Below are 23,874 nucleotides of genomic sequence, written 5' to 3' on the forward strand. Positions count from 1 at the left end.
TAATGTGCGTGACTGACGCGAAGAATCCAACGAACTCGAATTCCGATGACTTGCCAGAGCAGCTGCGCATCCGCCGAGAGAAGCGCGAGCGCCTGTTGGCGGAAGGTACGCAGGCGTACCCAGTAGAGGTCCCTCGCACGCATTCTTTGAAGGATGTTCGTGAAGAGTGGGGTCACCTCGAAGCTGGCGAGGAAACCCAGGATGTCGTCACAATTGTTGGCCGCGTCATGTTTGTTCGTAACACCGGCAAGCTGTGCTTCGCTGCTCTGCAGGAAGGTGACGGCACGCAGCTGCAGGCTATGTTGTCGCTGGCTGAGGTCGGCGAAGAGCGCCTGGCTGCATGGAAGTCCGACGTGGACTTGGGCGACTTTGTCATCATCACTGGTCGCGTCATTTGCTCCCGCCGAGGTGAGCTGTCGGTCATGGCTACCGAGTGGACTATGGCAGCCAAGGCACTGCGCCCATTGCCGGTTGCATTCGCTGATCTCAGCGAAGATATGCGTGTTCGTCACCGCTACACCGATCTGATTCTTCGCGAAGAAGCTCGTAACAATGCTGTCACCCGCATCAAGGTGATTCGCGAGCTGCGCCATGCACTCGAACGTCGTGGCTTCCTTGAGGTCGAGACCCCAATGCTGCAGACGCTTCATGGTGGTGCCGCAGCCCGCCCATTCGTGACGCATTCGAACGCGCTCGACTTGGATTTGTACCTGCGTATCGCGCCTGAGCTCTACCTGAAGCGTTGCGTTGTCGGTGGCATGGAGCGAGTCTTCGAAATTAACCGCAACTTCCGTAACGAGGGCATCGACTCGTCGCATAGCCCAGAATTCGCGATGCTCGAGTACTACCAGGCATATGGCACCTACGATGACTCCGCGCGTACGGTCCGCGAGGTTATCCAGGAGATCTGCGTTGCTGTATTCGGCGACACGAAGATCACGCTTGCCGACGGGTCGGAGTACGACTTCGGCGGTGATTGGAAGCAGATCGAGATGTACCCGTCTCTGAACGAAGCTCTGCAGCGCAAGTTCCCCGGCCAGCCTGAGGTCACAATCGATTCCACGGTGGACGAGCTGAAGGCTCTTGCCGATGTTATTGGTCTGGATGTGCCAGCCAAGGGTGGTTGGGGCCACGGCAAGCTGGTGGAGGAAATCTGGGAGGTCCTATGCGAGGATCAGCTGGATGGCCCAATCTTCGTGCGTGACTTCCCAGTCGAAACGTCACCACTTACCCGCCAGCACCGTGCCAAGCCAGGTGTCACCGAGAAGTGGGACCTCTACGTGCGTGGCTTCGAGCTGGCGACCGGCTACTCCGAGTTGGTTGACCCTGTCATTCAGCGTGAGCGTTTCGTTGACCAGGCTCGCCTGGCAGCTGGTGGCGATGATGAGGCCATGGTTTTGGACGAGGACTTCTTGCGCGCAATGGAGCAGGGTATGCCACCAACGACTGGTGTCGGCATGGGCATTGACCGTCTATTGATGGCATTGACTGGTCTCGGTATCCGAGAAACCGTGCTGTTCCCAATCGTGAAACCAGAGGCCTAATTCCAGGTCGTCGAGGGTTAGCCCTCGGTTCATCAGTTGTCTGAATAGAGTTAACACTTCGTGCTGGTGAGGGTCCTACCCTGAGTGCTTATGACGGCAACAGATGACACTTCTCACCAGAACCAACTACAAGTTTTCGGTCAGCGACGGGTAGGACGCCGAACGGCACTCCTTGGCGGGCTGGGGCTCCTAGGCTATGTGGGGCTTGGTGGGATGTCGTCGATGAGGGCTCATGCAGCGCCGTCGAGCATTCCCTCTGACCCGTCGGTTGGCCAGCAAGTCCCTTTTCCTTTTACTGGCTTGAAGCATGGTCTTGTGGTTACTGACCTCGAAGTGGTGACGGTGACTGCAACGTCCGTCGTTTTGTGCTGGGCTACCTACGATGGGCCGCATCCAGCGTGGGGCACAGTAGCTCCGCTCGCACCTGCGGATACCGAAGTGGCTTTTGGTCCCGTGGGACTTCCCGCCTCTGATTTGCCAGTGGTGCATAAGGATAACGAGCCACGGAATTTCCACATCGTCACAGTTGACGGCCTGGAGCCAGAGACGACATATCGGTTCGAATGCCGTTCGGGTGGTGTGGTCGCTCGACCAGGTTTAATAACTACGAATGCGCCGCAATCGCCCGAACAGACTGGAACGGTAACGACTCTGCCAGCTCCAGTAGGGCAGCATTTGGGCACAGTTGTTCTGTTGAATGACACGCACATCGGCGAAGGCCGACACGGCATCATTGTGAACAATTTCCCCCCGCCCATTGAGCAAGAAGCTGGTCGAGCGCCGTATCCCGAGTTGATGCTGGCCAGTGCTCTTCAAGAGATTAAGTCACGGGGATTAGGGCCTGTGTTCGTCAACGGAGATGCGACGTCTGAAGCTCGACCTCACGAAGTTCGGAAGTTCATCGAAATTATGAACTCGGTGGGAGAGTGGGGGCACGACTGGTTTGTCACTCGTGGTAACCATGACAGGCCGCATACTCCTGAAGCTGATCCACAGGCTGGGTATGAGGAATTCCCAGTGCTGGAGGGAACAGAAAACCACAGGGATCCTTTTGGCAGTCTTCTTGTGAAGCGGCAGGAACATTGGGTAACTCAGGTAGGAGAGATTCGTGTTATCGGCATTGATTCCACGAAACTGGACGAATCAGGCGGTGAAATCAGTGCAGAGCAGTTGGATGCAGTTGAAGCTGAGCTAATGGCAGATCCGCTTCGCCCAACCTTCATCATGGCTCATCATCCAGTTTCGGAAGAAGCTGCATTTAGTAATGTTGCGGGTCCGTCATTCACTCTGAACTTGCACGATTCCGCTCGTCTTCAGCGTGCTATTGCGCAAGCACCTGGCGTATTTCTGGTAGCAGCTGGGCATACACACCGTGCGAAAAGAACTTCCGGGCGGGTGGCGTCAGATGTCACCTTCGTGGAAACGCCCGCAGCCAAGGCTTATCCAGGTGGATACACATTGGTTCACGTGTATAGCGGTGGATACCAGGTGAATTTCCACCGAATCATGAATGAGCAAGCATTGGAATGGGCATCCAGGGCGAGATGGGCAGTATGGGGCCTTGAACCGGAGCCATTGTTGGGGACGGTACAAGATAGGAACTTCTCAGTTCAGCGACGCATTTCTTAGGCCGAGGAAACGACACAGCCGGCTCGACACAAGAACATTAAACGCTTTTCGCAAAACTAGTGATGACAATCACTCGATTGATATATTGTTATCCGTGTAACAGTTTCGACTCGAAAGGCCGTGTCGCATGAGCGAGAAGAAGAATCGCCGTGACCCCTCGAATCGTGAGGATTCGACCGTAGGACGTAACCGTCCGAGCCGTGATGCCGTTGGTGCTGCGATGAGGTTTATTACCTCCATTACCGGCTCTCAATTTGCACAGAAGTATGACCTGCAGCCGAAAATTGATCGGGTTGTCTACCAGTCCACAAAGTCTGGGTTTAAGACGCTCGGCGCTGCGAATCGTCAGTTCAAGAAGGCGACCGGAGCTGGTGCACCACAGCGTCCAGCAAAGGATGCCCAAGCTGCTGCAGCTGCTGACGATCAGGTCGCCGACAGCGCCACAGAAAAGGACTCGGCGTCGACTAAGCCAAAGAAGCTTTTCGATCTCACTCCGACCGATGATCAGCAAATGATCGTCGAGACGGTCAAGGAGTTCGCGGAGTCGCGCCTTCGTGCCGCCGCTGCTCAAGCAGACAAAGATGCGCTTCCTCCGGAAGGGCTTGTCGACGAAGCCTCGCAGCTGGGCGTCACTATGATCAATGTGCCCGAAGCATTTGAAGGTATTGCCACCGGCGAGGACACGACGACGAACGCGTTGGTCGCAGAGGCATTGGCATACGGTGACATGGGGCTGGCAGTCGCAGCGCTTGCACCTGCTGGTGTTGCAGCGACTCTGACTGCGCATGGTTCTGCTGCGCAACAGGAAACGTACCTACCAGCGTTTGCTGGTGAGGACGTTCCGGCCGCTGCCGTATGTATTGCGGAGCCTCGACCACTGTTTGACGCGCTCAAGCCCGAGACCAACGCACGTCGCGATGGCGACGAGCTAGTTCTGAACGGTGTGAAGTCATTGGTGCCGAATGCAGGTGCTGCCGAGCTATTCATCATTGGCGTAGCGCTTGATGGCAAGCCAGCTTTGGTCATCGTGGAGTCTGACACTGAAGGCTTGCACATCGAAGCCGACCCGTCCATGGGTCTTCGTGGCGCAGCTATGGGTCGTATCGTTTTGAAGGATGTTCACGTTCCAGTGGACAACATCGTCGGTGGGCCAAATATGGCGACTCACCAGCTTGAGCTTGAGTACTGCGATGTCGTTCGTCGATCCCGATTGGGGTGGGCAGCTCTTGCTGCCGGTACCGCTCAGGCAGTGCTTGACTACGTCGTTCCTTACGTGAATGAACGAGAAGCATTCGGTGAACCAATTTCGCACCGTCAGGCAGTGGCATTCATGGTCGCCGACATCAAGATTGAACTCGATGGTCTGCGCATGATTCTGCTTCGTGGTGTGTCCCGTGCAGACCAGGGACGCAACTTCGCTCGCGAAGCTGGCCTTGCCAAGAATTACGCAGCCGAAAAGGGCATGAAGATCGGCTCTGATGGAGTGCAGCTGCTGGGCGGGCATGGATTCGTGAAAGAGCACCCTGTCGAGCGTTGGTACCGAGATCTCCGGGCAATTGGCGTCGCTGAGGGCGTCGTCGTCCTGTAAACCGCAACACGCTTCTACAACGAGAAGAGCATGAACAATGATTAACCTCGAATTGCCGAAGTTTTTAAAGGCGGGCGCGAACCAATCGCATCAGGCGGCCCGAGAAATTTTCCGACCGATCTCCCGCAAGTACGACCTTGCGGAGCATGAGTACCCACGTGAACTCGACACTTTAGTGTCCATGATGGACGGCATGGCTGATGGTGGGCGTTCATTCTCGGGCGCTTCTGGTGGCCGTGGAGATGACAAAAAGAAGAAAAAGAGCGAAGGCGTGAAGAACGGTGGCAACATGGCCTCGTTGCTAAACGTCATCGAGATCTGCTGGGGCGATGTCGGCTTGACGTTGTCACTGCCGTTCCAGGGACTTGGAAACTCCGCTCTTGCTGCCGTTGCAACTGACGAACAGTTGGAGGCTTTCGGTAAAACGTGGGCTGCGATGGCCATTACCGAGCCGTCGTTTGGTTCAGATTCCTCGGCTGTATCAACAACGGCGAAGCTGGATGGTGACGAGTACGTCATCAATGGCGAAAAGATCTTCGTTACTTCGGGTGAGCGCGCGGACTCCGTGGTGGTCTGGGCAACGCTGGACAAGAGTAAGGGGCGCGCGGCAATTAAGTCGTTCCTGGTTAAGAAGGGAACCCCTGGCTTTACTGTTGAACGACTGGAAGAGAAGCTTGGTATTCGTTCATCCGATACCGCAGTGCTGCGGTTGGACAATGTCCGAGTGCCTAAGGAAAATCTTCTGGGCTCGCCAGAAATTGACGTGAAGAAGTCCTTCGCAGGCGCGATGGCAACCTTTGACAACACCCGTCCATTGGTCGCCGGAATGGCAATTGGTTGTGCTCGTGCTGCTCTCGAAGAACTCCGCCGCATTCTTGAAGAAGCCGGCGTTGACATCGATTACGACCGCCCTGCCATGTCACAGTCAGCAGCCGCAGCCGAGTACATCAAGCTGGAATCTGATTGGGAGGCCGCGTACTTGCTCGCGCTGCGTGCAGCCTGGATGGCTGACAACAAGCAGCCGAACACCTTGGAAGCATCTGCTGCTAAAGCAAAAGCAGGTCGAATGGGTACTGAAGTCACTCTTCGGGCTGTAGAGCTTGCCGGTACTTACGGTTACTCCGAGCGAAACCTGATCGAAAAGTGGGCTCGTGACTCAAAGATCCTCGACATTTTCGAGGGAACGCAGCAGATCCAGCAGCTCGTGGTGGCGCGCCGTACCCTCGGCCTGAGCTCTAAGGAACTCAAGTAGCCTACTTGGGGTTAACTGTGTGTGAATAGACACTTCACTGCGAAACCCAAGGTCAGAGAGATAAGCGACGGGAATTAGCGGGATATTTTGATGTCGTTGCCAAATCGTTAAGGATTTTTTCAGCCATTGGCCATGTGTAGCGATTACTCTCCCAGTCCATGAGCATTTCCCGTCGCGCCTACCTCTCTGTTGCAACGCTGGCTGCCGGTTCTATTAACTTGGCAAAGACAACAGGTGCGAACGGAATTGTCCGGTTTACGTCATCATTTGGGCTTACCCCAAGCGATGTTGAAGGCATGGTTGTTCGAGCCACTGACCTTGAAGTGGCAACGATTACCTCAACCTCGGTGACTTTTACTTGGGCAACCTACGCACCTGGTGTGTCCACTCCGTATGGCTTCGCAAAGCCAACGGTTCCAGCTGGCGAGCTGGTCAAGATCGGCCCCGTCGATAGCTATGAAATGCATGTTATGCATGACAGGGTGTCGGATTCCGGTTACCACCACGTCACCATTAATGGGCTAGAACCAGGACGTACCTACCGGTTTGAATGCTGGTCGGATGGGGTGCGTGCAGTGCCGTCGCTTGCTGTGACCAAGACTCGGACCGCACCCGAAATGACGGGCACGTTTACTACGCTGCCAGCTCTTGAAGGCGCGTATGTCGGCACCATTGCGGTCACTAATGACACGCACATCGGCAAGCCGTATCACGATGGCATTCGTATTGAAGGTGTCGGGCTAACCTCCGGACCAGACGAGGATCCATTCGCTGCCATGCAGCTGGAAGGTCTGCTCCGCACTGTGAAGGCGGACGGCATTGACACGGTCGTCGTCAATGGCGACTGCACGGATCACAATGAGCCCGAAGAGTACGACGAGTTCAAGCGAATCATGAACACGTTCGGCGAGCAGGACAAGAATTGGTTTGTCACGCGCGGCAACCATGACAACCACTTGCCAGGCACCCCGCATACAAACGGCAGCATTGGTCGTGCCATTCGCAGCGGCAAGGTTGAGGTGCCGGACTACTTCAGCGAGCATTTCACGCCTACTCAGCAGCATTGGTCCACGCAGATCGGTGAACTCCGACTGATGGGCTTGGACACTGCAACCTTCGGCATTGGTGGCGGTTATATTTCGCCGGATCAGATGGATGCTGTTCGTACGGAACTTTTCGACGATCCTGATCGGCCAACTCTGCTTTTCGGTCACCATCCGGTGACCTATGACGCGATGCGTTCGCACTTGGGTGGCGAAGCATTTATGTTGCCTCGCGCACAGTCTCAGCAGCTGCAGGCGACGCTGTCGAAGGCATCGGGCGTGAAGGCAATGTTTGCTGGTCACACGCACCGCAGTCGTCGTGGTAAGGCTGATGTCGGCACGGTTGACTACTGCGAACGTGGCGCGGCGCTTGGTTACCCGGGCGGTTACACGCAGGTTCGTGTGCACACCGATGGGTATCAGGTCACCTACCACCGCACTCGTACTGAGCAGTCCCTGACCTGGTCTACTCGTACTCGCTGGTCAATGTTGGGCTTTGAACCTGAGCTGATGTTGGGCCGTGCGTCCGACCGAAACTACATCGTTCAGTCGGATCTCAGCGGCCTACGTTAGTTGTCCTTCTCCCACGGCTTCGGAAGAAGTCGTGGGACTACCTTTCCTACAGCGTTGCGCGGAAGCTCATCAATAAAGATGGTTTCGCGTGGTACCGCGAAGCGCGTGAGCTGCGACTTGACGTGGTTGCGCAGGGTCTCATGCGTTAGCGCTGCACCTTCTGGCGAGTCTTCCCTGACGACCCACGCCACCAGAGCCTGACCGAACTTCTCGTCAGGGACACCTGCGACTGTGCATTCCCGGATGCCTTCGAGACTGGACAGTGCATCTTCGGTCTCTCGAGGGAAGACATTCTCTCCACCAGAGACGATCATGTCGTCTTCGCGTCCGGAGATGTACAACAGGCCGTCGTCCAGATGGCCCAAGTCTCCTGTACAGACCATGCCGTCAATAATCTCGCGGTCTGCACCGGGGCGGGTGTATCCCTCGTACAACATGTTGTTACCGACGAAAATGCGCCCCGTTTCGCCGTCTGGCAATTCGTTGCCGTCGTCGTCAAAGATCTTGACCCGGGTGCCAAGTGGTGCGCGACCTGCGGTGGTTGGGTTGTCGTGGAGCTCATCGGGAGTTGCGATGGTCGCCCAACTGACCTCGGTGGAACCGTACTGGTTGTAGAGGACGGGACCGAAGCGATCGAGGGACTTCTTTACGACGGCCTCAGGAATGGCTGATCCGCATGAAGCGAGGACCTGCAGTGATGAGGTGGTGTTGTCGTAAGAGTCCGGCATGACTTCGAGCATCCGCTGCAGCATCGTTGGTACGAGGAAGATCGTGTGCGGATTGTGTGCATCAATAATGCGGAGGCTATCGACGGGGTCGAAGTGGCGCCGCATAATCATCGTGGAACGAAGCGCCAAGCACAGCTGAGCAGTTGCGAAACCCCAGGTATGGAACAAAGGTGCTGCCAGGTACGCGGGGCGACGTTGGCGCAGCGGAATGCGACTCATGATTGACGAAGCCGGCATCCAGGAACGTGGTTCGGGACGTTTCGCTCCCTTCGGTGTGCCCGTTGTGCCCGAAGTCAAAATGATGACTCGGCCACGTCGTGGTCGTTGCGGGAGGTCCGCGCCCGGCCAGTTTTCAGGCGGAGCAGTGCGCAGCATTTCGCGCATCGAGGTCCACCCCTCGCGAACACAGGAGGTATCTTCGTAGTCTTCCAGCCAGCTGACGGCGACGGGGCAGTCGTCGAAGTCGTCGGGGAGCATATGCGTGAACTCTTCGTCGATGAAGAGGAAGTCGATTTTCTGCTCCCGAATGACTGCAAGCGTCTGCTGTGCCGATGCGCCGGTGTTCAACAGGACGAGGTCAGTACCAAGACGACCGTGTGCACATAGCGCCATGATGAATCCACGGTGATTGCGTGACAGTACGCCGATTCGGTCGCGCTGCTTGATATCGCCGTGACGAAGTGCGCGGGCAAGTGCGGTGGAATTGTTGTGTAGGTCTTCGTAGGTTACGGAGCCGCCATCGTCGATGATCGCAGTGTGGTGTGGGTCGCGGCTGGCTGCGATGCCGAGCAGTCCTGCGGGCAAGAAGTCCCATTTGAAGATCGACTGCGCGGCCTTGCCTGCTGCTGCCGGGCTCATGCTGCCTAGCACTCCAGCTTGCGTTACTGGAGCGAGGCCACGGATGAGATCTGTCGTGGCTCGCGATGTCGTGCGAGTGCGGTGAAGGAAACGTGGCAAGAGTTTCCCAGAGCTAGTCGATGGCTGTGGGCTGTGTGGCGTTGAATCGGTCACGGTGTCAGTCCTCGGTCGAACGGGATCGCTTTAACGGACACCATATCTGTGATCTGGGTCACGTGTGTTTAGTTCTGGTAAAAAAGGTTTATTTAATGTGGAATGCCAGGGTTATGAGTTGGCTTTTCGGCGCAATTATCCCGTTGATCTCGCCTAATGGGCGGATTAGTACTGCCACCACTTCGTCACTGCGAATGAGTGGAAGTGGGCACCATCCTTGGTGATACGAAGTGAAGATGGCGACAAATAGTAATGCCACTCGTGCACGATTCCGTCACCGTCTCCAACGTCTTCACCGAAATTCTGCACGTCGATCATGTTTCGGTTGTAGCTCGCGACCTCGTAGACATCAGCCCCAAGGTTGTAGTCGCTGACGTAGTAGTAGCCGCCATCTGAGGTCTCACACACTGCGGAAACACCGTCCTTTGTGCCAACAAGTGTGACTAGCTTTTCCTCTGCCTCACAGCGTGCATACGTGCCAACCCAGCCCTGGTTATCGGCGCCGGATGGAAGATCTGCATAACGAACATCATCAGCATCGGTCGTCGCCGTGGTGGTGACAGTCTTCGTCTGTGCTGAAGCCTCGGTTTCCGCACTTGTCGACGACTCTGCCTCCCCCGCATGAGGAGATGGTGCAGCGCTCGTCGTGTTATGTGCAGCGATGACTGGATCGGGCATGCCCGAAGCGCTATCCGGCTGGTCATTTCCGCCGATTAGTAGGTAACCAACAGCGCCGATTGCGCCGAGCAGCAGCACCGACGAACCGACAAGTGCGTATGTCAGACCGTTGCCCTTCTTCTCCGGCTCTTCGGAAGGTGGCATCGGAGCACCGTAGTTATTCGGTGGGTACTGCGCATTCGCGGAGGTTGAAGGAGAAGTAGGGGAGTCAGATACTGTCGGAGAAGCAGGTGCCGTTGGATCGCCAAAGGTGATGCCTGCTGCAGAATGCTGTGGCGGAACAGCATTCTGTGCTTGAGTGCTGCCAGAGGTGCCCCAGCGGGAATTTGCTCCATTGTTGACTGGAGATTGGTAGCCTGGTGAATCCGCATTGGGTACATTTCCCCACGCTTGGTTGCTAGCTGCCGAGTCGTTGCCTACGAAGCCCGGGTCTTCCCAAGGATTGGTAGACGGATTGCCGTTGTTAGACATTAAGCGACTCGCTTTCGAGGTGGTGCGCTTACCTAGTAGGTGCGTCGAAAATGTGATGAAGAGGCAGGAAACTGCTCAATCTCAGCATTATTATTACCTAAAGCCTGCGATGTGTAAGACTGTGGCCCAACAATTGGGGTGCTTCCCTTCCAACAGGCCTTTTCGTATGACAGGCCGGGCTGTTCGCTACTGGCGTACGGTATTGAGGACTACAGATTGACGTGTCGTCGTTAAGCTGAATGGAAGCATCGGAATATCGATAATTAGACGGCAATTAAGCACGACACGTAAGTACGAGGAGAAAAATGTTCGAGAGGTTTACCGACCGTGCGCGTCGCGTCGTCGTCCTGGCGCAGGACGAGGCACGCGAACTTAACCACAACTACATCGGTACGGAGCACATTCTGCTCGGCCTGATTAGCGAGGGCGACGGTGTCGCAGCGAAGGCGCTCGAGTCAATGGGCATTTCGCTTGAGGCTGTTCGTAGCGAAGTCGTTGACATTATTGGCCGTGGCGCGCAGCCACCAAGTGGCCATATTCCTTTTACTCCCCGTGCCAAGAAGGTTCTTGAATACTCGCTGCGTGAAGCATTGCAGCTGGGCCACAAGTACATCGGTACCGAGCACATCTTGCTGGGTCTTATTCGTGAGGGCGAGGGTGTCGCAGCTCAGGTACTGGTGAAGCTTGGTGCTGATTTGCCACGAGTTCGTCAGCAAGTTATTCAGCTTCTTAGTGGTTTCCAGGGCGATGAGTCCGATTCGTCGGCAGAGCAGCGTCCGGTTGGTGCGACGTCTGGTGCTCGCGTTCAGGACGGCAATCACCAGTCCGGTTCGTTGGTGTTGGACCAGTTCGGTCGTAACCTGACTGTCGCTGCCCGTGAGGGCAAGCTTGACCCGGTTGTTGGTCGTGAGAAGGAAATCGAGCGCATCATGCAGGTGCTCTCCCGTCGCACGAAGAACAACCCAGTCCTTATTGGTGAGCCTGGTGTCGGTAAGACCGCAGTCGTAGAGGGTCTTGCCCTCGACATTGTTAATAACCGTGTGCCAGAGATCCTGAAGGATAAGCAGCTTTACTCCTTGGACCTCGGCTCATTGGTCGCAGGTTCTCGTTACCGTGGTGACTTCGAAGAGCGCCTGAAGAAGGTCCTCAAGGAAATTAACCAGCGCGGTGACATCATTTTGTTCATCGATGAGATTCACACGCTCGTAGGCGCAGGCGCGGCAGAAGGCGCAATCGACGCAGCATCTATCCTCAAGCCAAAGCTGGCTCGTGGAGAGCTTCAGACCATCGGTGCGACCACTCTTGACGAGTACCGCAAGCACATCGAGAAGGACGCTGCCCTGGAGCGTCGTTTCCAGCCAGTCAATGTGCCAGAGCCATCCGTCGACCTGACTGTCGAGATTCTTCGTGGCCTGCGCGACAAGTACGAGCAGCATCACCGCATTTCTATTACTGACCAGGCGCTTGTTGCGGCAGCGACGCTGTCAGATCGCTACATCAACGACCGCTTCTTGCCAGATAAGGCTGTAGACCTTATCGACGAAGCCGGTGCCCGCATGCGCATCAAGCGCATGACTGCGCCGCCAGAGCTGCAGGAAATTGACGGCAAGATCGCTGACGTGCGTCGCGAGAAGGAAGCCGCAATCGATGCGCAGGACTTCGAAAAGGCTGCGGGCCTGCGTGACACCGAGCGCAAGCTGGGCGAAGAGCGCCGTGAGCGTGAGAAGAAGTGGCGTGCCGGCGAATCTGACTCCATCGCTGAAGTTGGCGAAGAGCAGATCGCAGAGGTGCTGGCTAACTGGACCGGCATTCCAGTATTCAAGCTGACCGAGGAAGAGTCCGACCGCCTGCTGCGCATGGAGGAAAACCTACACAAGCGCATCATCGGCCAGAACGAAGCTGTCGAGGCAGTGTCTCGTGCTATCCGCCGTACGCGTGCGGGTCTGAAGGATCCAAAGCGTCCATCCGGTTCGTTCATCTTCGCTGGTCCTTCTGGTGTCGGTAAGACCGAGCTGTCGAAGGCTCTTGCGGAGTTCCTCTTCGGTGAGGAAGACGCACTCATCCAGATTGACATGGGTGAATTCCACGACCGATTCACAGCATCGCGTCTCTTCGGTGCACCTCCGGGATACGTCGGCTACGAAGAAGGCGGCCAGCTGACCGAGAAGGTTCGTCGTAAGCCTTTCTCTGTGGTTCTTTTCGACGAGATCGAGAAGGCACACAAGGAGATTTACAACACCTTGCTCCAGGTTCTGGAGGATGGTCGTTTGACCGACTCCCAGGGACGTGTTGTGGACTTCAAGAACACTGTCCTGATCTTCACTTCTAACTTGGGAACGCAAGATATTTCCAAGGCCGTTGGTATGGGCTTCAGTGGCGTCGGCGAGACCGACGAAGAGGGCCAGTACAACCGCATGAAGGACAAGGTCAACGACGAGCTGAAGAAGCACTTCCGACCAGAGTTCTTGAACCGTATCGACGAAATCGTCGTGTTTAAGCAGCTGACCCAGGATGAGATTGTTCAGATGGTTGACCTGATGCTGGCTCGCGTTTCTGAGCAGCTCAAGGAAAAGCGCATCACCATGAATGTCACGGAGAAGGCAAAGAATTTGCTCGCGAAGCGTGGCTTCGATCCAGTGCTGGGTGCCCGCCCATTACGTCGTACCATTCAGCGCGAGATCGAAGACCAGTTGTCGGAGAAGATTCTATACGGCGAGGTCGGACTGGGTGAGACTGTCTCCATCGATGTTGACGGCTGGGATGGTGAGTCGAAGGACATCGATAAGGCAACGTTCGTGTTCAAGACCACGCCAGCTGATGGCGCAGTCGCTGAAGAAGTAGACGAGCTGAGCGGACTTGGTTCTGCTGACGGCACCATCAGCGCAGATGCAGCTGATATCGTGAGTGCAGCTGAAGATGCGACGACCAAGGCCGCTGAATCTTCGGATGAATCAACCGACAACTAGTCGGTAATTAGTCGAGAAAGCAGACGGAGCTCGCCATGGGAATTATCTTCCGCAAGAAGCAGAACATCGATAAGGACACCTGGTTGAACTACTCGGGTTCGGGTGTCTCGGGTTCGAAGCGGATTGGGCCAGTGACCCTTAATTCCCGTGGTGGCTACACCGTTCGACTAGGTAAGGGTTTGACCTTCCGCGGTCGTTGGAAGAAGTAAAAGCCTGCTAGTAATCCATTTTCTGTAGCAACCACGCGAAAGCTTCGTCTCTTGTTTTGACGAACGCCAGGCCGTGGGATCCCTCTCCGAAGTCTTCACTGATTTCGGAGTAGGTCACATCAGCGCCGGCGTCCGTCCAGCGTTGCACCATGTCTCGAGCGGGCTGGACAGGCACGATGTCGTCATGCTCATTGTGAGTAACAAAAACCGGCATTGTAGGTGCCACTCCACCGAGCTGTTGTTGCCTGACCCGATCCGCAATGGTGGAGTCAGCCAAATGCATCCCCAGTGGCCTGCCGTCACGGGTGAACGATCGCGTGTCATCATTCGCCCATTTGTTGACCGTCTCAGACACACAATCGCTTGTCGACGAGTCCACAAAGGCACGTCCCTCCGCAGACAAAATGCGGTCAAAAGCGGGACTCAACTCGGGATAGGTCGCTTCGAGTCCCGCAATGGAGTACCCGACCGCTCCTGCCAACGTCGATGACGGGATGTGCTGTGCTGTGGCGGCCAGATCCGCTGGTACGGCACCTGCGTAGACAGCCTTGATGTCTAATTCAGGCGCATACGTGGCAGCTAATTCTGCAGCAGCGGCAGCTGCCCCTCCGCCCTGAGAATAGCCAAGGATAGCCATGGGAACCTTGGCATCAGGCTCTTCGTCGTCCCGGACGTCCTTGCCGTCACGCAGCGTCAGCGCAGCGCGAGCTGCATCCAGCGTTGAATGCCCTGCGGATAGCCGGTTCATATACGGATGCGTACCGGGAGTGCCCAAGCCTTCGTAATCGACGATCATGACATCCCACCCCAACTGCAGTAACTCCTGCGACGGAGGGGTGGGCATGGCCTTGAAACGCAGCGCAATCGAGCTTGCGCAACGATCTGCCATTCCTAAAGTGCCGGGCGTGACGACGGCCAAAGGTCTCGGACCTGGCCCCGCCCATTGGGTGTCCGTCGACAACAAAGTCCCTGACACCGTCGCCGGACCACCAGTAGCTGAAGTGGAGCGGAATACCACTCGGCGTGCCTCCGCAGGTGCCACAGCGTCGAAGGTCGTGTTGGTAATGATGTGGCCGGGAGTGGCATCAACGCTGGGTACGGATGGTGCAGACGCCCCAGTCGGATCGGAATTGTCAGTGCAGGACGTCACTCCGGTCGCTGTGAGAACAGCGATGCACACACCAGCCACTGAGGATCTGAGTAGTCCTCGGGGGGACGATGAAGTGCCGAAAGGGTCCATAAGCCCAGTGTATGCGGGCAGTTGCTATTCCTATGTGGGGAGTTGAAAGAGTCCTTGATCGTTTTGCTCGGCGAGACCGTCGTCAAGCAGTGAAAACAGGGCGCGTGAACGCTGCGCAGCATCGGGCCATACAGCGTCGAGTATGGATTGTTCTACTGGTGATTCGGCAGCGCGCAGGACATCCAGCAGTTTTCCACGTACTTGGCGGTCCGTCCCTTCAAATTTCTGCACTCGACGCTTGGCTGCGGCGATCTCATGTGCGGCCGGTTCGGGCTTTCCGGCTAGAACCCATGCGCAGTCGGCAACCAATGGGCACTGCTCGCACAGCGGTGTCGTCTTGCAGACGAGCGCTCCTAACTCCATCAATGCCACAGATGTCTCTGCTGCGGAGGCGGGGTCGTCGTCAAGCAATTTCTCTACGGCATCGAGATCGGCGCGCTTGTGAGTTCCGGGCAGAAAGGTGCCCTGAACGTATCGACGGAGCACCCGACGGACGTTGATATCGACCACCGGGGTGCGCATTCCGAACGCGAATGCAGCGACTGCCCGGGCCGTGTAGTCGCCTACCCCCGGAAGTGCGAGCAAATCATCAATACTTCGGGGAACCTGCCCGTTATGACGCTCGACTATGGCAGTGGCGCATTCATGGAGCCGAAGTGCACGGCGTGGGTAACCAAGCTTGCCCCACATGCGGAGCACCTCGTCTTTAGTAGCAGCTGCCAAATCTGCGGGTGTTGGCCATTTTTCCATCCATGCAACCCATGATGGGGCGACGCGAGAGACGGGCGTTTGTTGGCTCATCACCTCACTGACGAGCACTCCCCACGGTGTTGTTTCCGGTGTCCGCCACGGCAACTCGCGCATGTTTTGCCGATACCAGTGGCACAGATGGGGTAGCACGGGTTTCCTCTCTATGGGGGTAAGGGAGCACAATAGAACACATGCCACGTACTCCTGAAAATGTTTGGAAGCAGTTCCTTGAAGGCAATCGCCGTTTCATGGAAGGTAACTCTGCACACCCTAATCAAGACGTTGCCCATCGCGAAAAGCTGACCCAGGGACAGAATCCAGCGATCGTCGTGTTGGCGTGCTCGGATTCGCGCGTTCCGGTTGAGATTATCTTTGACCAGGGACTTGGCGACGTTTTTGTTATCCGCACTGCTGGTCAGATCACCGACCTATCAGTGCTGGCTTCGCTGGAGTTTGCCGTCGATGGTTTGGGCGTTTCATTGGTGTGCGTCCTCGGCCATGAATCGTGTGGTGCAGTTAAGGCTGCAACCAGCGCACTTAATGGTGGGGATATGCCAAGCGGTTTCCAGCGAGTGCTGATTGAAAAGGTCACGCCTTCGTTGCTGTGCGCTCGCAAGAGTGGCTTCGAGTCCCCTGAGGACTACGAACGCCAGCACGTCGCTGAGATCGTCGAGCATATTGTCGATCGTTCGCCGGAAATCCAGGCACGCCTCGAAGATGGCCGCGTCGGTGTCGTCGGAATGCGTTACCGTTTGTCGGATGGACGCGCCGAGACTGTCGTGACCAAGGGTGTCTCTGCTGACCCGCTAACCTAAGAGCATGACTGCTCCGTTGCCTCCAGAAATCTACCGGCGTCGCCGAGTCGCTGCGGTAGTAATCCTCGTTGTCCTCTTGCTGCTCATCGCGTGGGTAGTGAAAGCCATAACAGGTGGATCTGGTGCTGAAGAGAAGCCGGAAAACGTCGCTGCCAGCGAAAAGGTCACAGTCTCCCGGGAAGATGGCTCGGAAGTAACCTCCAAGCCAGAGGAAGAGAAGCCTTCGGAGCCGTATCCGTCGACTAGCAAAGAGCCGGAAGCGAAAGACTCCTGTGAAGCTGCGGATCTCGTTCTGACTGTGAAGGGCGACAGCCCAAATTACGGTGCGGAAGACAAGCCCGAGTTCTCGCTGACGTTGGAAAACCCAACGAAGGCGGACTGCAAGGTCAACCTGGACGAGTCCACGTTACGCTTTGAAGTCTTTGACCTGGCTGACTACAAGCGCGTCTGGTCGGATCTGGATTGCCACGACTCTGAAGGCGCAGGGGAAGAGACCATCAAGGCCGGTGAAAAGGCCACGTTTAACGTGAAGTGGTCGCGACTTTCCTCAGCTCCAGGCAAGTGCTCGGAAGCCGATCGCCAGCAAGTCGGTGCAGGAAACTACATTGTGTACGGACTCCTCGGGGACCGAAACTCCGATCCGTACACTTTCAACCTCGGTTAGCAATTAGCCAACGTTATTTCGGTCCAGCCCCCTCCGCACGTGACGTGCCCAGAGGGGGCCTACTCCTTGAATGGCCGCAATATCATCAACTGTCGCGTCCAACAGCGCAGGTAGCGTCACGTACTTTTCGACGATCTTGGTCATCAACGCACGCTGCATCCGGGGGATGCGGGACAAGGCACGGTACCCGCGTGGCGCAACCCGTTCGGCGAGTGAATCCTGATCAGCAGGGAAACCCAAAATGTGCGCGACACGGGCAATAGTGGCCAAATCTGTCTGGGGGAGAGCTGCTAGGTTTTGCTGGGCTGTGTCAATATCCACCTGGTTGGGGATACCGGATTCGCACACGAGGTAATCATCGAGCAGCAATTCCTGAACCTTGCTGTCTGCCATGAGCTCACGGAGCTGAACATCGAGCTGATGGCCGTCGGAGCCCAGTGCCACGACATCACGGTGAATTGCCGCGGAGGATCGTCGTAAAAGCTCAGTGAGGCGAATGACCTCGATGACTTCAGCTGCCGTCGCGAAGCCGGCCACCTCCGCTTGATAGAGACTTTCCTCCTCGAAATCGAGGCGTGCACTATACCGTTCCAACACCGCGAGTCCCTGGTTCGCGCGAGCCAGAATCTCAGAGGAGTCCTTCAGCATGTGGCGGTCACCATCGGCGTAGACCGTAATCATGTTCATTGACTGAGACACTGCGATCACAGGCAGCCCCGTCTGCAAGGACGTGCGCTCGGCGGACCGATGTCGCGTTCCAGACTCATCCGTCGGAAGTGATGGATCGGGAACCAGCTGCACATTCGCGCGCTTAATCCGTGGCCCAGTGGGGCCACACGACAGCACGACGGCACCGTCCATTTTGCACAGCTCGCGCAACCGAGTGGGTGAGAACGCGACATCCAACTCGAAGCCACCGTCGCAAAGTCGCGCCACAGTGTCGTCGAAACCCAGCACAATAAGAGCGCCCGTCCGGCCACGTTTGATGCGTTCCAGGCCATCGCGAATCGGGGTGCCCGGGGCGAGCTCTTTCAGTAGATCTTGGTTAATCGAAGTCATGGTGATTCCTGGGTTCGTCGTAAAGCGTCGTAAGGCGTCGTAAAGAATGGTCGATGTCGTCCGTTTAGTCGTCCATTGTCAACCCCAGTTGCAGCGCTTCACCGATGTGCCTCGCCTCCAACAACTTCATACCGGCCGGGCCCGTCGAGCCTTTCGGCACCAATGCGCTGCGGAAGCCCATGCGCTGAGCCTCGCGCAATCGGCGCTCCATATCGGGGACGCGTCGCAGTTCGCCGGCCAGGCCGAGCTCGCCCAGCACCACCATTTTGTCGCGCACAGTCCTCTTGCTTGTCGACGACGCCACCGCCAGCGCCACCGCCAAGTCTGCCGAAGGCTCCTGCAGAGACATGCCACCGACGGTACTGACGTACAGCTCCTTCTTTGGCAGTGACTTCAAACGCCCGTGTTCCGTCAACACTGCTGCGATCATAGGTACGCGACGCACATCAAGTCCCGATACATTACGACGCGGATTGTGTGCTTCAGAATCGACCACGAGGCCTTGCACTTCGGCGAGCAGCGGACGGCGCCCGTCCATGGCCACGGTGATGGCGGTACCCGGCGCAGGCGTGCGATGGTGTAGGAACAAGCCAGAAGGGTCGGTCACTTCACGGATGCCTTCTGACGTTTGCTCAAAACAGCCCACTTCGTCTGTGGTACCGAAGCGATTCTTCAGGCCGCGGAGGAAACGTAGCCCAGAATGACGGTCACCTTCGAAGTTCAAGACGACGTCGACGAGGTGTTCCATCGTGCGTGGGCCCGCGACGTTGCCGTCTTTAGTGACGTGGCCAACGAGGAATACTGCCGTTCCTGTCTCTTTTGCCAGCGAGGTCAGCGCAGCCGTGACAGCACGCGCTTGAGCGACACCGCCACGAGTGCCCTCGATATCGGCTGCTTGCATAGTTTGGACAGAGTCGACGACGAGCAGCCCCGGTCTGGTTGTCAAGGTTTGCGAGATAATTGCACCTATATCGGTTTCTGCAGCGAGCAGCAGCTTGTCGCTGAGCGCACCCGTTCGTTCGGCGCGCAGGCGAACCTGCCCGACTGATTCTTCGCCAGTGACGTACAGCGTCGGGCCCAAATCTGAGGTGGCGCACCGGTACGCGACTTCAAGTAGGAGAGTGGATTTGCCGACACCGGGTTCGCCGGCAAGCAGAACAACAGATCCAGGCACGATTCCTGTGCCAAGCACTCGATCAAGCTCGCTGATCCCCGTGCGAATCGCCTGTGAGGCGGTTGCGCTAATGCCCGTGATGGGTTGGGCTGCGTGGCTTGCTACCAAGCCCTGAGCGGAGGATCTGAGTACATTTCCTGCGACACTGACTGCTGAGGTACTGCGTTTCCCGGACTTACTCGTCGCAGACGCAGCCTTCATATGTGGCAGAACTGGGACTTCTTCCAGCGTGCCCCATTCTTTGCACGATGGGCACTGTCCCACCCATTTCGATACTTGCCAGCTACAGGCGGAGCATTGGAAGACGGTGTCCTTCGCCACTAGGTACTCCTAAGAAATGAAGAAGCAGCAACCGGTCAACTGTTTCCCAGTCGATCGATTGCTGCTGGTTGCATCACGTCAGCTGCATAAGGCCGTGGGGCCTATAACTACTGAGGGGTTGCCTCTGCTTCAGGAGCAGCAGACTCAGACTCGGATGCAGCAGCATCCTTCTCTTCGCCAGCCTTGTCGTCCTTCTTAGCGTCCTTCTTTTCGTTCTTAGTCATGCCGTCGTCGTTGCGGTCCATCTGACCAGCTTCAGCGATCTCAGCAGAAACGGTAACGAACAACTCAATCTTCTCTTCGCCCTTAGGGCCGTCGAAAGTGAAGGTAACGTTGCGGTTCTCGCCCGAAGCGCTCATGGTGTCGTTCACGAGCTTTTCAGCGTCCAGGTCGTTAGACATGTAGACGACACAAGCAGCGTTCTTCTCGACGCCCTCGGACATCATCTTGATGGAGTCCTGCGAATCTGCAATAAGGGAGCAGTTACGTGGGATTTCCTTGTCGCCCTTAGCGAGCTTCTTGTACGTTTCCGACTCGCCATCCTTCGTCAGGTTAGCTTCGCCGATGCCATCAATTTCCACCTTCTTCAAGGTGTAGGTCGCGTCGTTTGCGCGCTCCTGGTTGATAGCAGAGAACTTCAGGGCTGCCTTGCCATCTTCAGGATTAACCAGGATGTGAGCATCGCGAATAGCAACGCCACCTGGGTTGGATTCCTGAGGATTCTGAGCACCATCGACTGCTGCAACCTGGTTAGCGGTCTGGGAAATCTGGCCCGCGCCACAAGCTGTGAGGGCGACTGCAGAAGCGGTGGCAACGGTTACCAGGGCACCGCGGCGAAGAACCGACTTGGGGGTCATAACTACGTTTCCTCCATCATCTTGAGGATTGGGGAATGCTGCTGAAGGACTAGCTTAGCCTCTTCATAGGATGCTCTCATACTACCGTCATTCGTGTGGGGGGACATGATAGGGTGGAAGGCCGTTGAAAGGGGCGTGTTCACTACATGGATTTCAAGGTCGGCGACACCGTTGTTTACCCACATCATGGCGCTGCGAAAATTGAGGGAATTTTCGAACGCGAGCTAAACGGAGAGGTTGTTCAGTATCTGGATCTTCAGATTCTGCAGAGTGACCTCAACATTAAGGTGCCAGCTAAAAATGCTGAGCTCGTTGGTGTTCGCGATGTCGTTGGCGAAGAAGGCCTGTTGAAGGTGTTCTCAGTCCTGCGTGAAACCGACGTTGAAGAAGCTGGCAACTGGTCGCGTCGTTACAAGGCAAACCAGGAGCGCCTCGGCTCTGGCGACATTAATAAGGTTGCTGAGGTAGTCCGCGACTTGTGGCGTCGTGATCAGGATCGCGGTCTCTCCGCTGGCGAGAAGCGTATGTTGAGCAAGGCTCGCCAGGTGCTTGTCGGCGAACTGGCGCTTGCAGATGGCGTAGATGACGCGAAGACGGAAGAGCTCTTCTCCCGCATCGAAGCAACCATTGAGCGACACAAGTCGGTTGCAGATGAGTCGATGGAAGAGGAAAAGAAGCCTGCGGCACCCGAGCTCGTTGACCTGGACGAAGAGTAGCCCTCTCTTAAAAGGCGTGCCCGTTACCTACGGGTACGTCTTACACACGTCTTGCTCCAGCTAGACTCAAAGACGTGACTTTCAAGATTTTCGATACCGCCACCCGCACACTGCACGATTTCGTGCCAATTCGACCAGGTCATGCGTCGATTTATCTGTGTGGAGCTACGCCACAGGCGCAGCCACATATCGGCCACGTGCGTTCCGGTGTGGCGTTCGATATTTTGCGTCGCTGGCTTATCGCCAGTGGTCTCGACGTGGCGTTCGTTCGCAATGTCACGGACATCGACGACAAAATCTTGACTAAAGCTGCGGAACACGGTCGCCCCTGGTGGGAATGGGTTTCCACTTACGAACGTGAATTCACCTGGGCTTACGATCAACTTGGTGTATTGCCACCAAGCGTTGAGCCGCGCGCAACTGGTCATGTCACCCAAATGGTGCAGTACATGCAGCGGCTGATGGATAACGGTTTTGCTTACGACGTTGACGGTTCGGTGTACTTCGACGTTGCTGCATGGGATGCAGCGGAAGGCAGCGACTACGGTTCGTTGTCTGGCAACCGAATCGAAGAGATGGAGCAAGGCGAGCCGGATTCTCCAGGCAAGCGCGGTCCACATGATTTCGCGTTGTGGAAGGCTGCGAAGCCAGGTGAACCATCGTGGCCTACCCCGTGGGGTGATGGCCGTCCAGGCTGGCACCTCGAATGCTCTGCAATGGCGACGTATTACTTGGGCTCAGAATTCGATATTCACTGCGGTGGTCTGGATTTGCAGTTCCCGCATCACGAAAACGAGATTGCTCAGTCACATGCAGCCGGTGACGGCTTCGCTCGCTACTGGATGCACAACCACTGGGTAACCATGGCTGGTGAAAAGATGTCGAAGTCGTTGGGCAATGTTCTGTCGGTGCCACATATCTTGACGCTGGTACGTCCAGTTGAGCTTCGCTACTACCTGGGAAGCGCTCACTACCGTTCTGTCCTTGAGTACTCCGAAGAGGCACTGCAGGAGGCCGCAGCAGGTTATCGCCGAATCGAGTCTTTCTTGCACCGGACTCAGGAAAAGCTGTCCGCAAACGGTGACATTGCCATCGGTTCTTGGACTCGGGCATTTGAGGCTGCAATGAACGAGGACCTGGCTGTACCTCGAGCGTTGGCCGAGATTCACAATGCTGTGCGCGAAGGTAACCAAGCACTTGCCGACGGCGACGTTGAAAAACTGCGCACTGTGGCGGAATCAGTTCGGGCCATGACTTCGGCGTTGGGCGTCGATCCGCTCTCGGAGAAGTGGGTAAGCGCTGGTAGCAGCGATGACAAGGCTATGCATGCCTTGGGCGTGCTGGTTGATCATCAGCTGGAAGAACGCAAGAATGCACGTGCAGAAAAGAACTGGGCAGTTGCCGATGCCGTGCGTGATCGTCTGAAAGAAGCCGGGGTTACTGTCACGGATACCTCAGATGGAGCTTCCTGGTCGTTGTCCGAGTAGTGTTTCTACAGTCTTTTACATGAGCTGAAACACGAGTTTTCTGAACACACCATGTTGAGCGAATCGACTTCGAAGGAATTGAGCTAATGCCAGGTAATTCACGTAGGCAAGGTGGTGTCCGCAAGACATCGAAGAAGCCTGCATCAAAGGGCACAGGTGGCCACAAGCGCGGGTTGCGTGGCAAGGGGCCAACTCCAAAGGCTGAAGATCGTGTGTATCACGCAGCTCATAAGCGTGCGCAAGAGCAGCGTCGACGCGCTCAGGGGCGTCATCAGAAGGATTCTGATGGCACGGAGCTCGTTGTAGGTCGTAATCCAGTTGTTGAGTGCCTGCATGCAAAGGTTCCGGCTGCGATGCTGGTCGTGGCGTTGGGCACGGATAACGACGACCGCTTGCAGGAAGCCGTTCGCATCGCCAATTCGCGTGGCATTCCTATCCAGGAAGTAGCGCGCCATGAGCTCGACCGTATGACCGGCAACTCCCTGCATCAGGGTATTGGTTTGCAGATTCCTCCGTACAAGTACCAGGAAGTTGAAGACCTTATTGATTCGGTCAAGGCCACCGGTGAAGCTGGGTTGATTGTTTGCCTCGACAACATCACTGATCCGCGCAACCTCGGTGCTGTGATTCGTTCGGCTGCGGCTTTCGGTGGGCACGGTGTGGTTATCCCGGCTCGTCGTTCTGCGGCGGTGACAGGTGTGGCGTGGCGTACCTCGGCAGGTACTGCAGCTCGTCTGCCAGTTGCTCGGGCAACAAATATGGTGCGTGCGCTGAAGCAATTCCAGAAGGCGGGATACCAAGTTGTTGGTCTAGATGCCGGCGGTGACCATACGCTGGATACTTACGACGGCACGACCCCGACGGTTGTCGTTGTCGGCTCTGAGGGCAAGGGGTTGTCCCGTCTCGTCCGTGAAACGTGCGACACCATCATGTCGATTCCGATGGCCTCGTGGGTTGAATCCCTCAACGCATCGGTGGCTGCAGGTGTGACGCTCAATGAATTCGCTCGGCAGCGTCGAGTAAAGAAAGCTAGCACGAAGTAAGCAGAAGTAAGAACAAGAAAATCCGCGATCATCCCCAAAAGAAGATCGCGGATTTT

The 23,874-nt window shown here is 56.5% G+C and carries 19 protein-coding genes; 12 read left to right on the top strand and 7 right to left on the bottom strand.

The window, feature by feature from the left end; all coding sequences use genetic code 11:
- The first annotated feature begins 2 nt into the window (after positions 1-2).
- From lysS to WG938_RS09345, 5 genes are all read left to right on the top strand, one after another.
- Positions 3-1,544 carry a lysine--tRNA ligase gene (lysS, locus tag WG938_RS09325; protein ID WP_445292915.1) on the top strand — a complete coding sequence of 514 codons (1,542 nt, stop codon included), beginning with the start codon at positions 3-5 and terminating at the stop codon, positions 1,542-1,544.
- Positions 1,545-1,634: 90 nt separating this feature from the next.
- Positions 1,635-3,173 (top strand): metallophosphoesterase family protein, encoded by a 1,539-nt coding sequence (locus WG938_RS09330; protein WP_339979917.1) that lies wholly within the window; start codon positions 1,635-1,637, stop codon positions 3,171-3,173.
- A gap of 127 nt (positions 3,174-3,300) precedes the next feature.
- The gene (locus WG938_RS09335; RefSeq protein ID WP_339979918.1) at positions 3,301-4,761 is read left to right on the top strand and encodes an acyl-CoA dehydrogenase family protein; all 1,461 of its coding nucleotides are present in this window, start codon (positions 3,301-3,303) and stop codon (positions 4,759-4,761) included.
- A 37-nt stretch (positions 4,762-4,798) separates the two neighbouring features.
- Complete coding sequence (locus WG938_RS09340; RefSeq protein WP_339979919.1) at positions 4,799-6,013, top strand: acyl-CoA dehydrogenase family protein; 1,215 nt, start codon at positions 4,799-4,801, stop codon at positions 6,011-6,013.
- 158 nt (positions 6,014-6,171) lie between these two features.
- A complete protein-coding gene (locus tag WG938_RS09345; protein WP_339979921.1) occupies positions 6,172-7,629 on the top strand; it encodes a metallophosphoesterase family protein in 1,458 nt (485 codons plus the stop codon).
- Here WG938_RS09345 and WG938_RS09350 read toward each other — a convergent pair.
- Together WG938_RS09350 and WG938_RS09355 are read right to left on the bottom strand one after the other, a co-directional pair.
- Entirely contained in the window at positions 7,626-9,215 is a 1,590-nt protein-coding gene (locus WG938_RS09350; protein ID WP_339980050.1) for an AMP-binding protein, read from the bottom strand. The genes WG938_RS09345 and WG938_RS09350 overlap by 4 nt on opposite strands.
- Before the next feature lie 318 nt (positions 9,216-9,533).
- Entirely contained in the window at positions 9,534-10,517 is a 984-nt protein-coding gene (locus WG938_RS09355; protein WP_339979922.1) for a hypothetical protein, read from the bottom strand.
- Positions 10,518-10,822: 305 nt separating this feature from the next.
- On the opposite strand from WG938_RS09355, the gene WG938_RS09360 reads away from it, so the two are divergent.
- Positions 10,823-13,483, top strand: coding sequence for an ATP-dependent Clp protease ATP-binding subunit (locus WG938_RS09360; RefSeq protein WP_339979923.1), 2,661 nt, complete (start codon positions 10,823-10,825; stop codon positions 13,481-13,483).
- Positions 13,484-13,518: 35 nt separating this feature from the next.
- A complete protein-coding gene (locus WG938_RS09365; protein ID WP_339979924.1) occupies positions 13,519-13,692 on the top strand; it encodes a hypothetical protein in 174 nt (57 codons plus the stop codon).
- Between the two features lie 7 nt (positions 13,693-13,699).
- On the opposite strand, the gene WG938_RS09370 is transcribed toward WG938_RS09365, so the two are convergent.
- Both WG938_RS09370 and WG938_RS09375 read right to left on the bottom strand, forming a co-directional pair.
- Positions 13,700-14,932, bottom strand: a complete 1,233-nt coding sequence (locus WG938_RS09370) for a lipase family protein (protein ID WP_339979925.1) — start codon at positions 14,930-14,932, stop codon at positions 13,700-13,702.
- Positions 14,933-14,962: 30 nt separating this feature from the next.
- On the bottom strand, positions 14,963-15,796 hold the full coding sequence (locus WG938_RS09375; RefSeq protein ID WP_339979926.1) for an A/G-specific adenine glycosylase: 834 nt from the start codon (positions 15,794-15,796) through the stop codon (positions 14,963-14,965).
- 77 nt (positions 15,797-15,873) lie between these two features.
- Here WG938_RS09375 and WG938_RS09380 point away from each other — a divergent pair, with 77 nt between their 5' ends.
- A complete protein-coding gene (locus tag WG938_RS09380) occupies positions 15,874-16,497 on the top strand; it encodes a carbonic anhydrase (RefSeq protein WP_339979927.1) in 624 nt (207 codons plus the stop codon).
- Between the two features lie 4 nt (positions 16,498-16,501).
- Positions 16,502-17,161, top strand: coding sequence for a hypothetical protein (locus tag WG938_RS09385; RefSeq protein ID WP_339979928.1), 660 nt, complete (start codon positions 16,502-16,504; stop codon positions 17,159-17,161).
- Between the two features lie 3 nt (positions 17,162-17,164).
- Here the strand turns inward: WG938_RS09385 and disA are convergent, their stop codons facing one another.
- The 3 genes from disA to WG938_RS09400 all read right to left on the bottom strand — a co-directional run bounded on the left by disA (position 17,165) and on the right by WG938_RS09400 (position 20,572).
- Complete coding sequence (gene disA / locus WG938_RS09390; protein ID WP_339979929.1) at positions 17,165-18,220, bottom strand: DNA integrity scanning diadenylate cyclase DisA; 1,056 nt, start codon at positions 18,218-18,220, stop codon at positions 17,165-17,167.
- Positions 18,221-18,284: 64 nt separating this feature from the next.
- A complete protein-coding gene (gene radA, locus WG938_RS09395) occupies positions 18,285-19,715 on the bottom strand; it encodes a DNA repair protein RadA (protein ID WP_339979930.1) in 1,431 nt (476 codons plus the stop codon).
- Positions 19,716-19,822: 107 nt separating this feature from the next.
- Complete coding sequence (locus tag WG938_RS09400) at positions 19,823-20,572, bottom strand: hypothetical protein (protein ID WP_339979931.1); 750 nt, start codon at positions 20,570-20,572, stop codon at positions 19,823-19,825.
- A 146-nt stretch (positions 20,573-20,718) separates the two neighbouring features.
- Here WG938_RS09400 and WG938_RS09405 point away from each other — a divergent pair, with 146 nt between their 5' ends.
- From WG938_RS09405 to rlmB, 3 genes are all read left to right on the top strand, one after another.
- A complete protein-coding gene (locus WG938_RS09405; RefSeq protein ID WP_339979934.1) occupies positions 20,719-21,288 on the top strand; it encodes a CarD family transcriptional regulator in 570 nt (189 codons plus the stop codon).
- 74 nt (positions 21,289-21,362) lie between these two features.
- Positions 21,363-22,775, top strand: a complete 1,413-nt coding sequence (cysS, locus tag WG938_RS09410; RefSeq protein WP_339979936.1) for a cysteine--tRNA ligase — start codon at positions 21,363-21,365, stop codon at positions 22,773-22,775.
- An 86-nt stretch (positions 22,776-22,861) separates the two neighbouring features.
- Positions 22,862-23,818 (top strand): 23S rRNA (guanosine(2251)-2'-O)-methyltransferase RlmB, encoded by a 957-nt coding sequence (rlmB, locus tag WG938_RS09415; protein WP_339979937.1) that lies wholly within the window; start codon positions 22,862-22,864, stop codon positions 23,816-23,818.
- Positions 23,819-23,874: the final 56 nt, after the last annotated feature.

Origin of the sequence: Corynebacterium sp. H113 (assembly GCF_037572315.1) — a bacterium.
Classification (GTDB): Bacteria; Actinomycetota; Actinomycetes; order Mycobacteriales; family Mycobacteriaceae; genus Corynebacterium.

Excerpts from the sequence above, each read along its gene's own strand:
- disA (WP_339979929.1), bottom strand. The coding sequence starts at position 18,220 with ATGACTTCGATTAACCAAGATCTACTGAAAGAGCTCGCCCCGGGCACC.
- WG938_RS09400 (WP_339979931.1), bottom strand. The coding sequence starts at position 20,572 with ATGACCCCCAAGTCGGTTCTTCGCCGCGGTGCCCTGGTAACCGTTGCC.
- WG938_RS09385 (WP_339979928.1), top strand. The coding sequence starts at position 16,502 with ATGACTGCTCCGTTGCCTCCAGAAATCTACCGGCGTCGCCGAGTCGCT.
- lysS (WP_445292915.1), top strand. The coding sequence starts at position 3 with ATGTGCGTGACTGACGCGAAGAATCCAACGAACTCGAATTCCGATGAC.
- WG938_RS09405 (WP_339979934.1), top strand. The coding sequence starts at position 20,719 with ATGGATTTCAAGGTCGGCGACACCGTTGTTTACCCACATCATGGCGCT.
- WG938_RS09360 (WP_339979923.1), top strand. The coding sequence starts at position 10,823 with ATGTTCGAGAGGTTTACCGACCGTGCGCGTCGCGTCGTCGTCCTGGCG.
- WG938_RS09355 (WP_339979922.1), bottom strand. The coding sequence starts at position 10,517 with ATGTCTAACAACGGCAATCCGTCTACCAATCCTTGGGAAGACCCGGGC.
- WG938_RS09350 (WP_339980050.1), bottom strand. The coding sequence starts at position 9,215 with ATGAGCCCGGCAGCAGCAGGCAAGGCCGCGCAGTCGATCTTCAAATGG.
- WG938_RS09365 (WP_339979924.1), top strand. The coding sequence starts at position 13,519 with ATGGGAATTATCTTCCGCAAGAAGCAGAACATCGATAAGGACACCTGG.
- rlmB (WP_339979937.1), top strand. The coding sequence starts at position 22,862 with ATGCCAGGTAATTCACGTAGGCAAGGTGGTGTCCGCAAGACATCGAAG.
- WG938_RS09380 (WP_339979927.1), top strand. The coding sequence starts at position 15,874 with ATGCCACGTACTCCTGAAAATGTTTGGAAGCAGTTCCTTGAAGGCAAT.
- WG938_RS09345 (WP_339979921.1), top strand. The coding sequence starts at position 6,172 with ATGAGCATTTCCCGTCGCGCCTACCTCTCTGTTGCAACGCTGGCTGCC.
- WG938_RS09375 (WP_339979926.1), bottom strand. The coding sequence starts at position 15,796 with ATGCGCGAGTTGCCGTGGCGGACACCGGAAACAACACCGTGGGGAGTG.
- WG938_RS09370 (WP_339979925.1), bottom strand. The coding sequence starts at position 14,932 with ATGGACCCTTTCGGCACTTCATCGTCCCCCCGAGGACTACTCAGATCC.
- WG938_RS09330 (WP_339979917.1), top strand. The coding sequence starts at position 1,635 with ATGACGGCAACAGATGACACTTCTCACCAGAACCAACTACAAGTTTTC.
- WG938_RS09335 (WP_339979918.1), top strand. The coding sequence starts at position 3,301 with ATGAGCGAGAAGAAGAATCGCCGTGACCCCTCGAATCGTGAGGATTCG.
- WG938_RS09340 (WP_339979919.1), top strand. The coding sequence starts at position 4,799 with ATGATTAACCTCGAATTGCCGAAGTTTTTAAAGGCGGGCGCGAACCAA.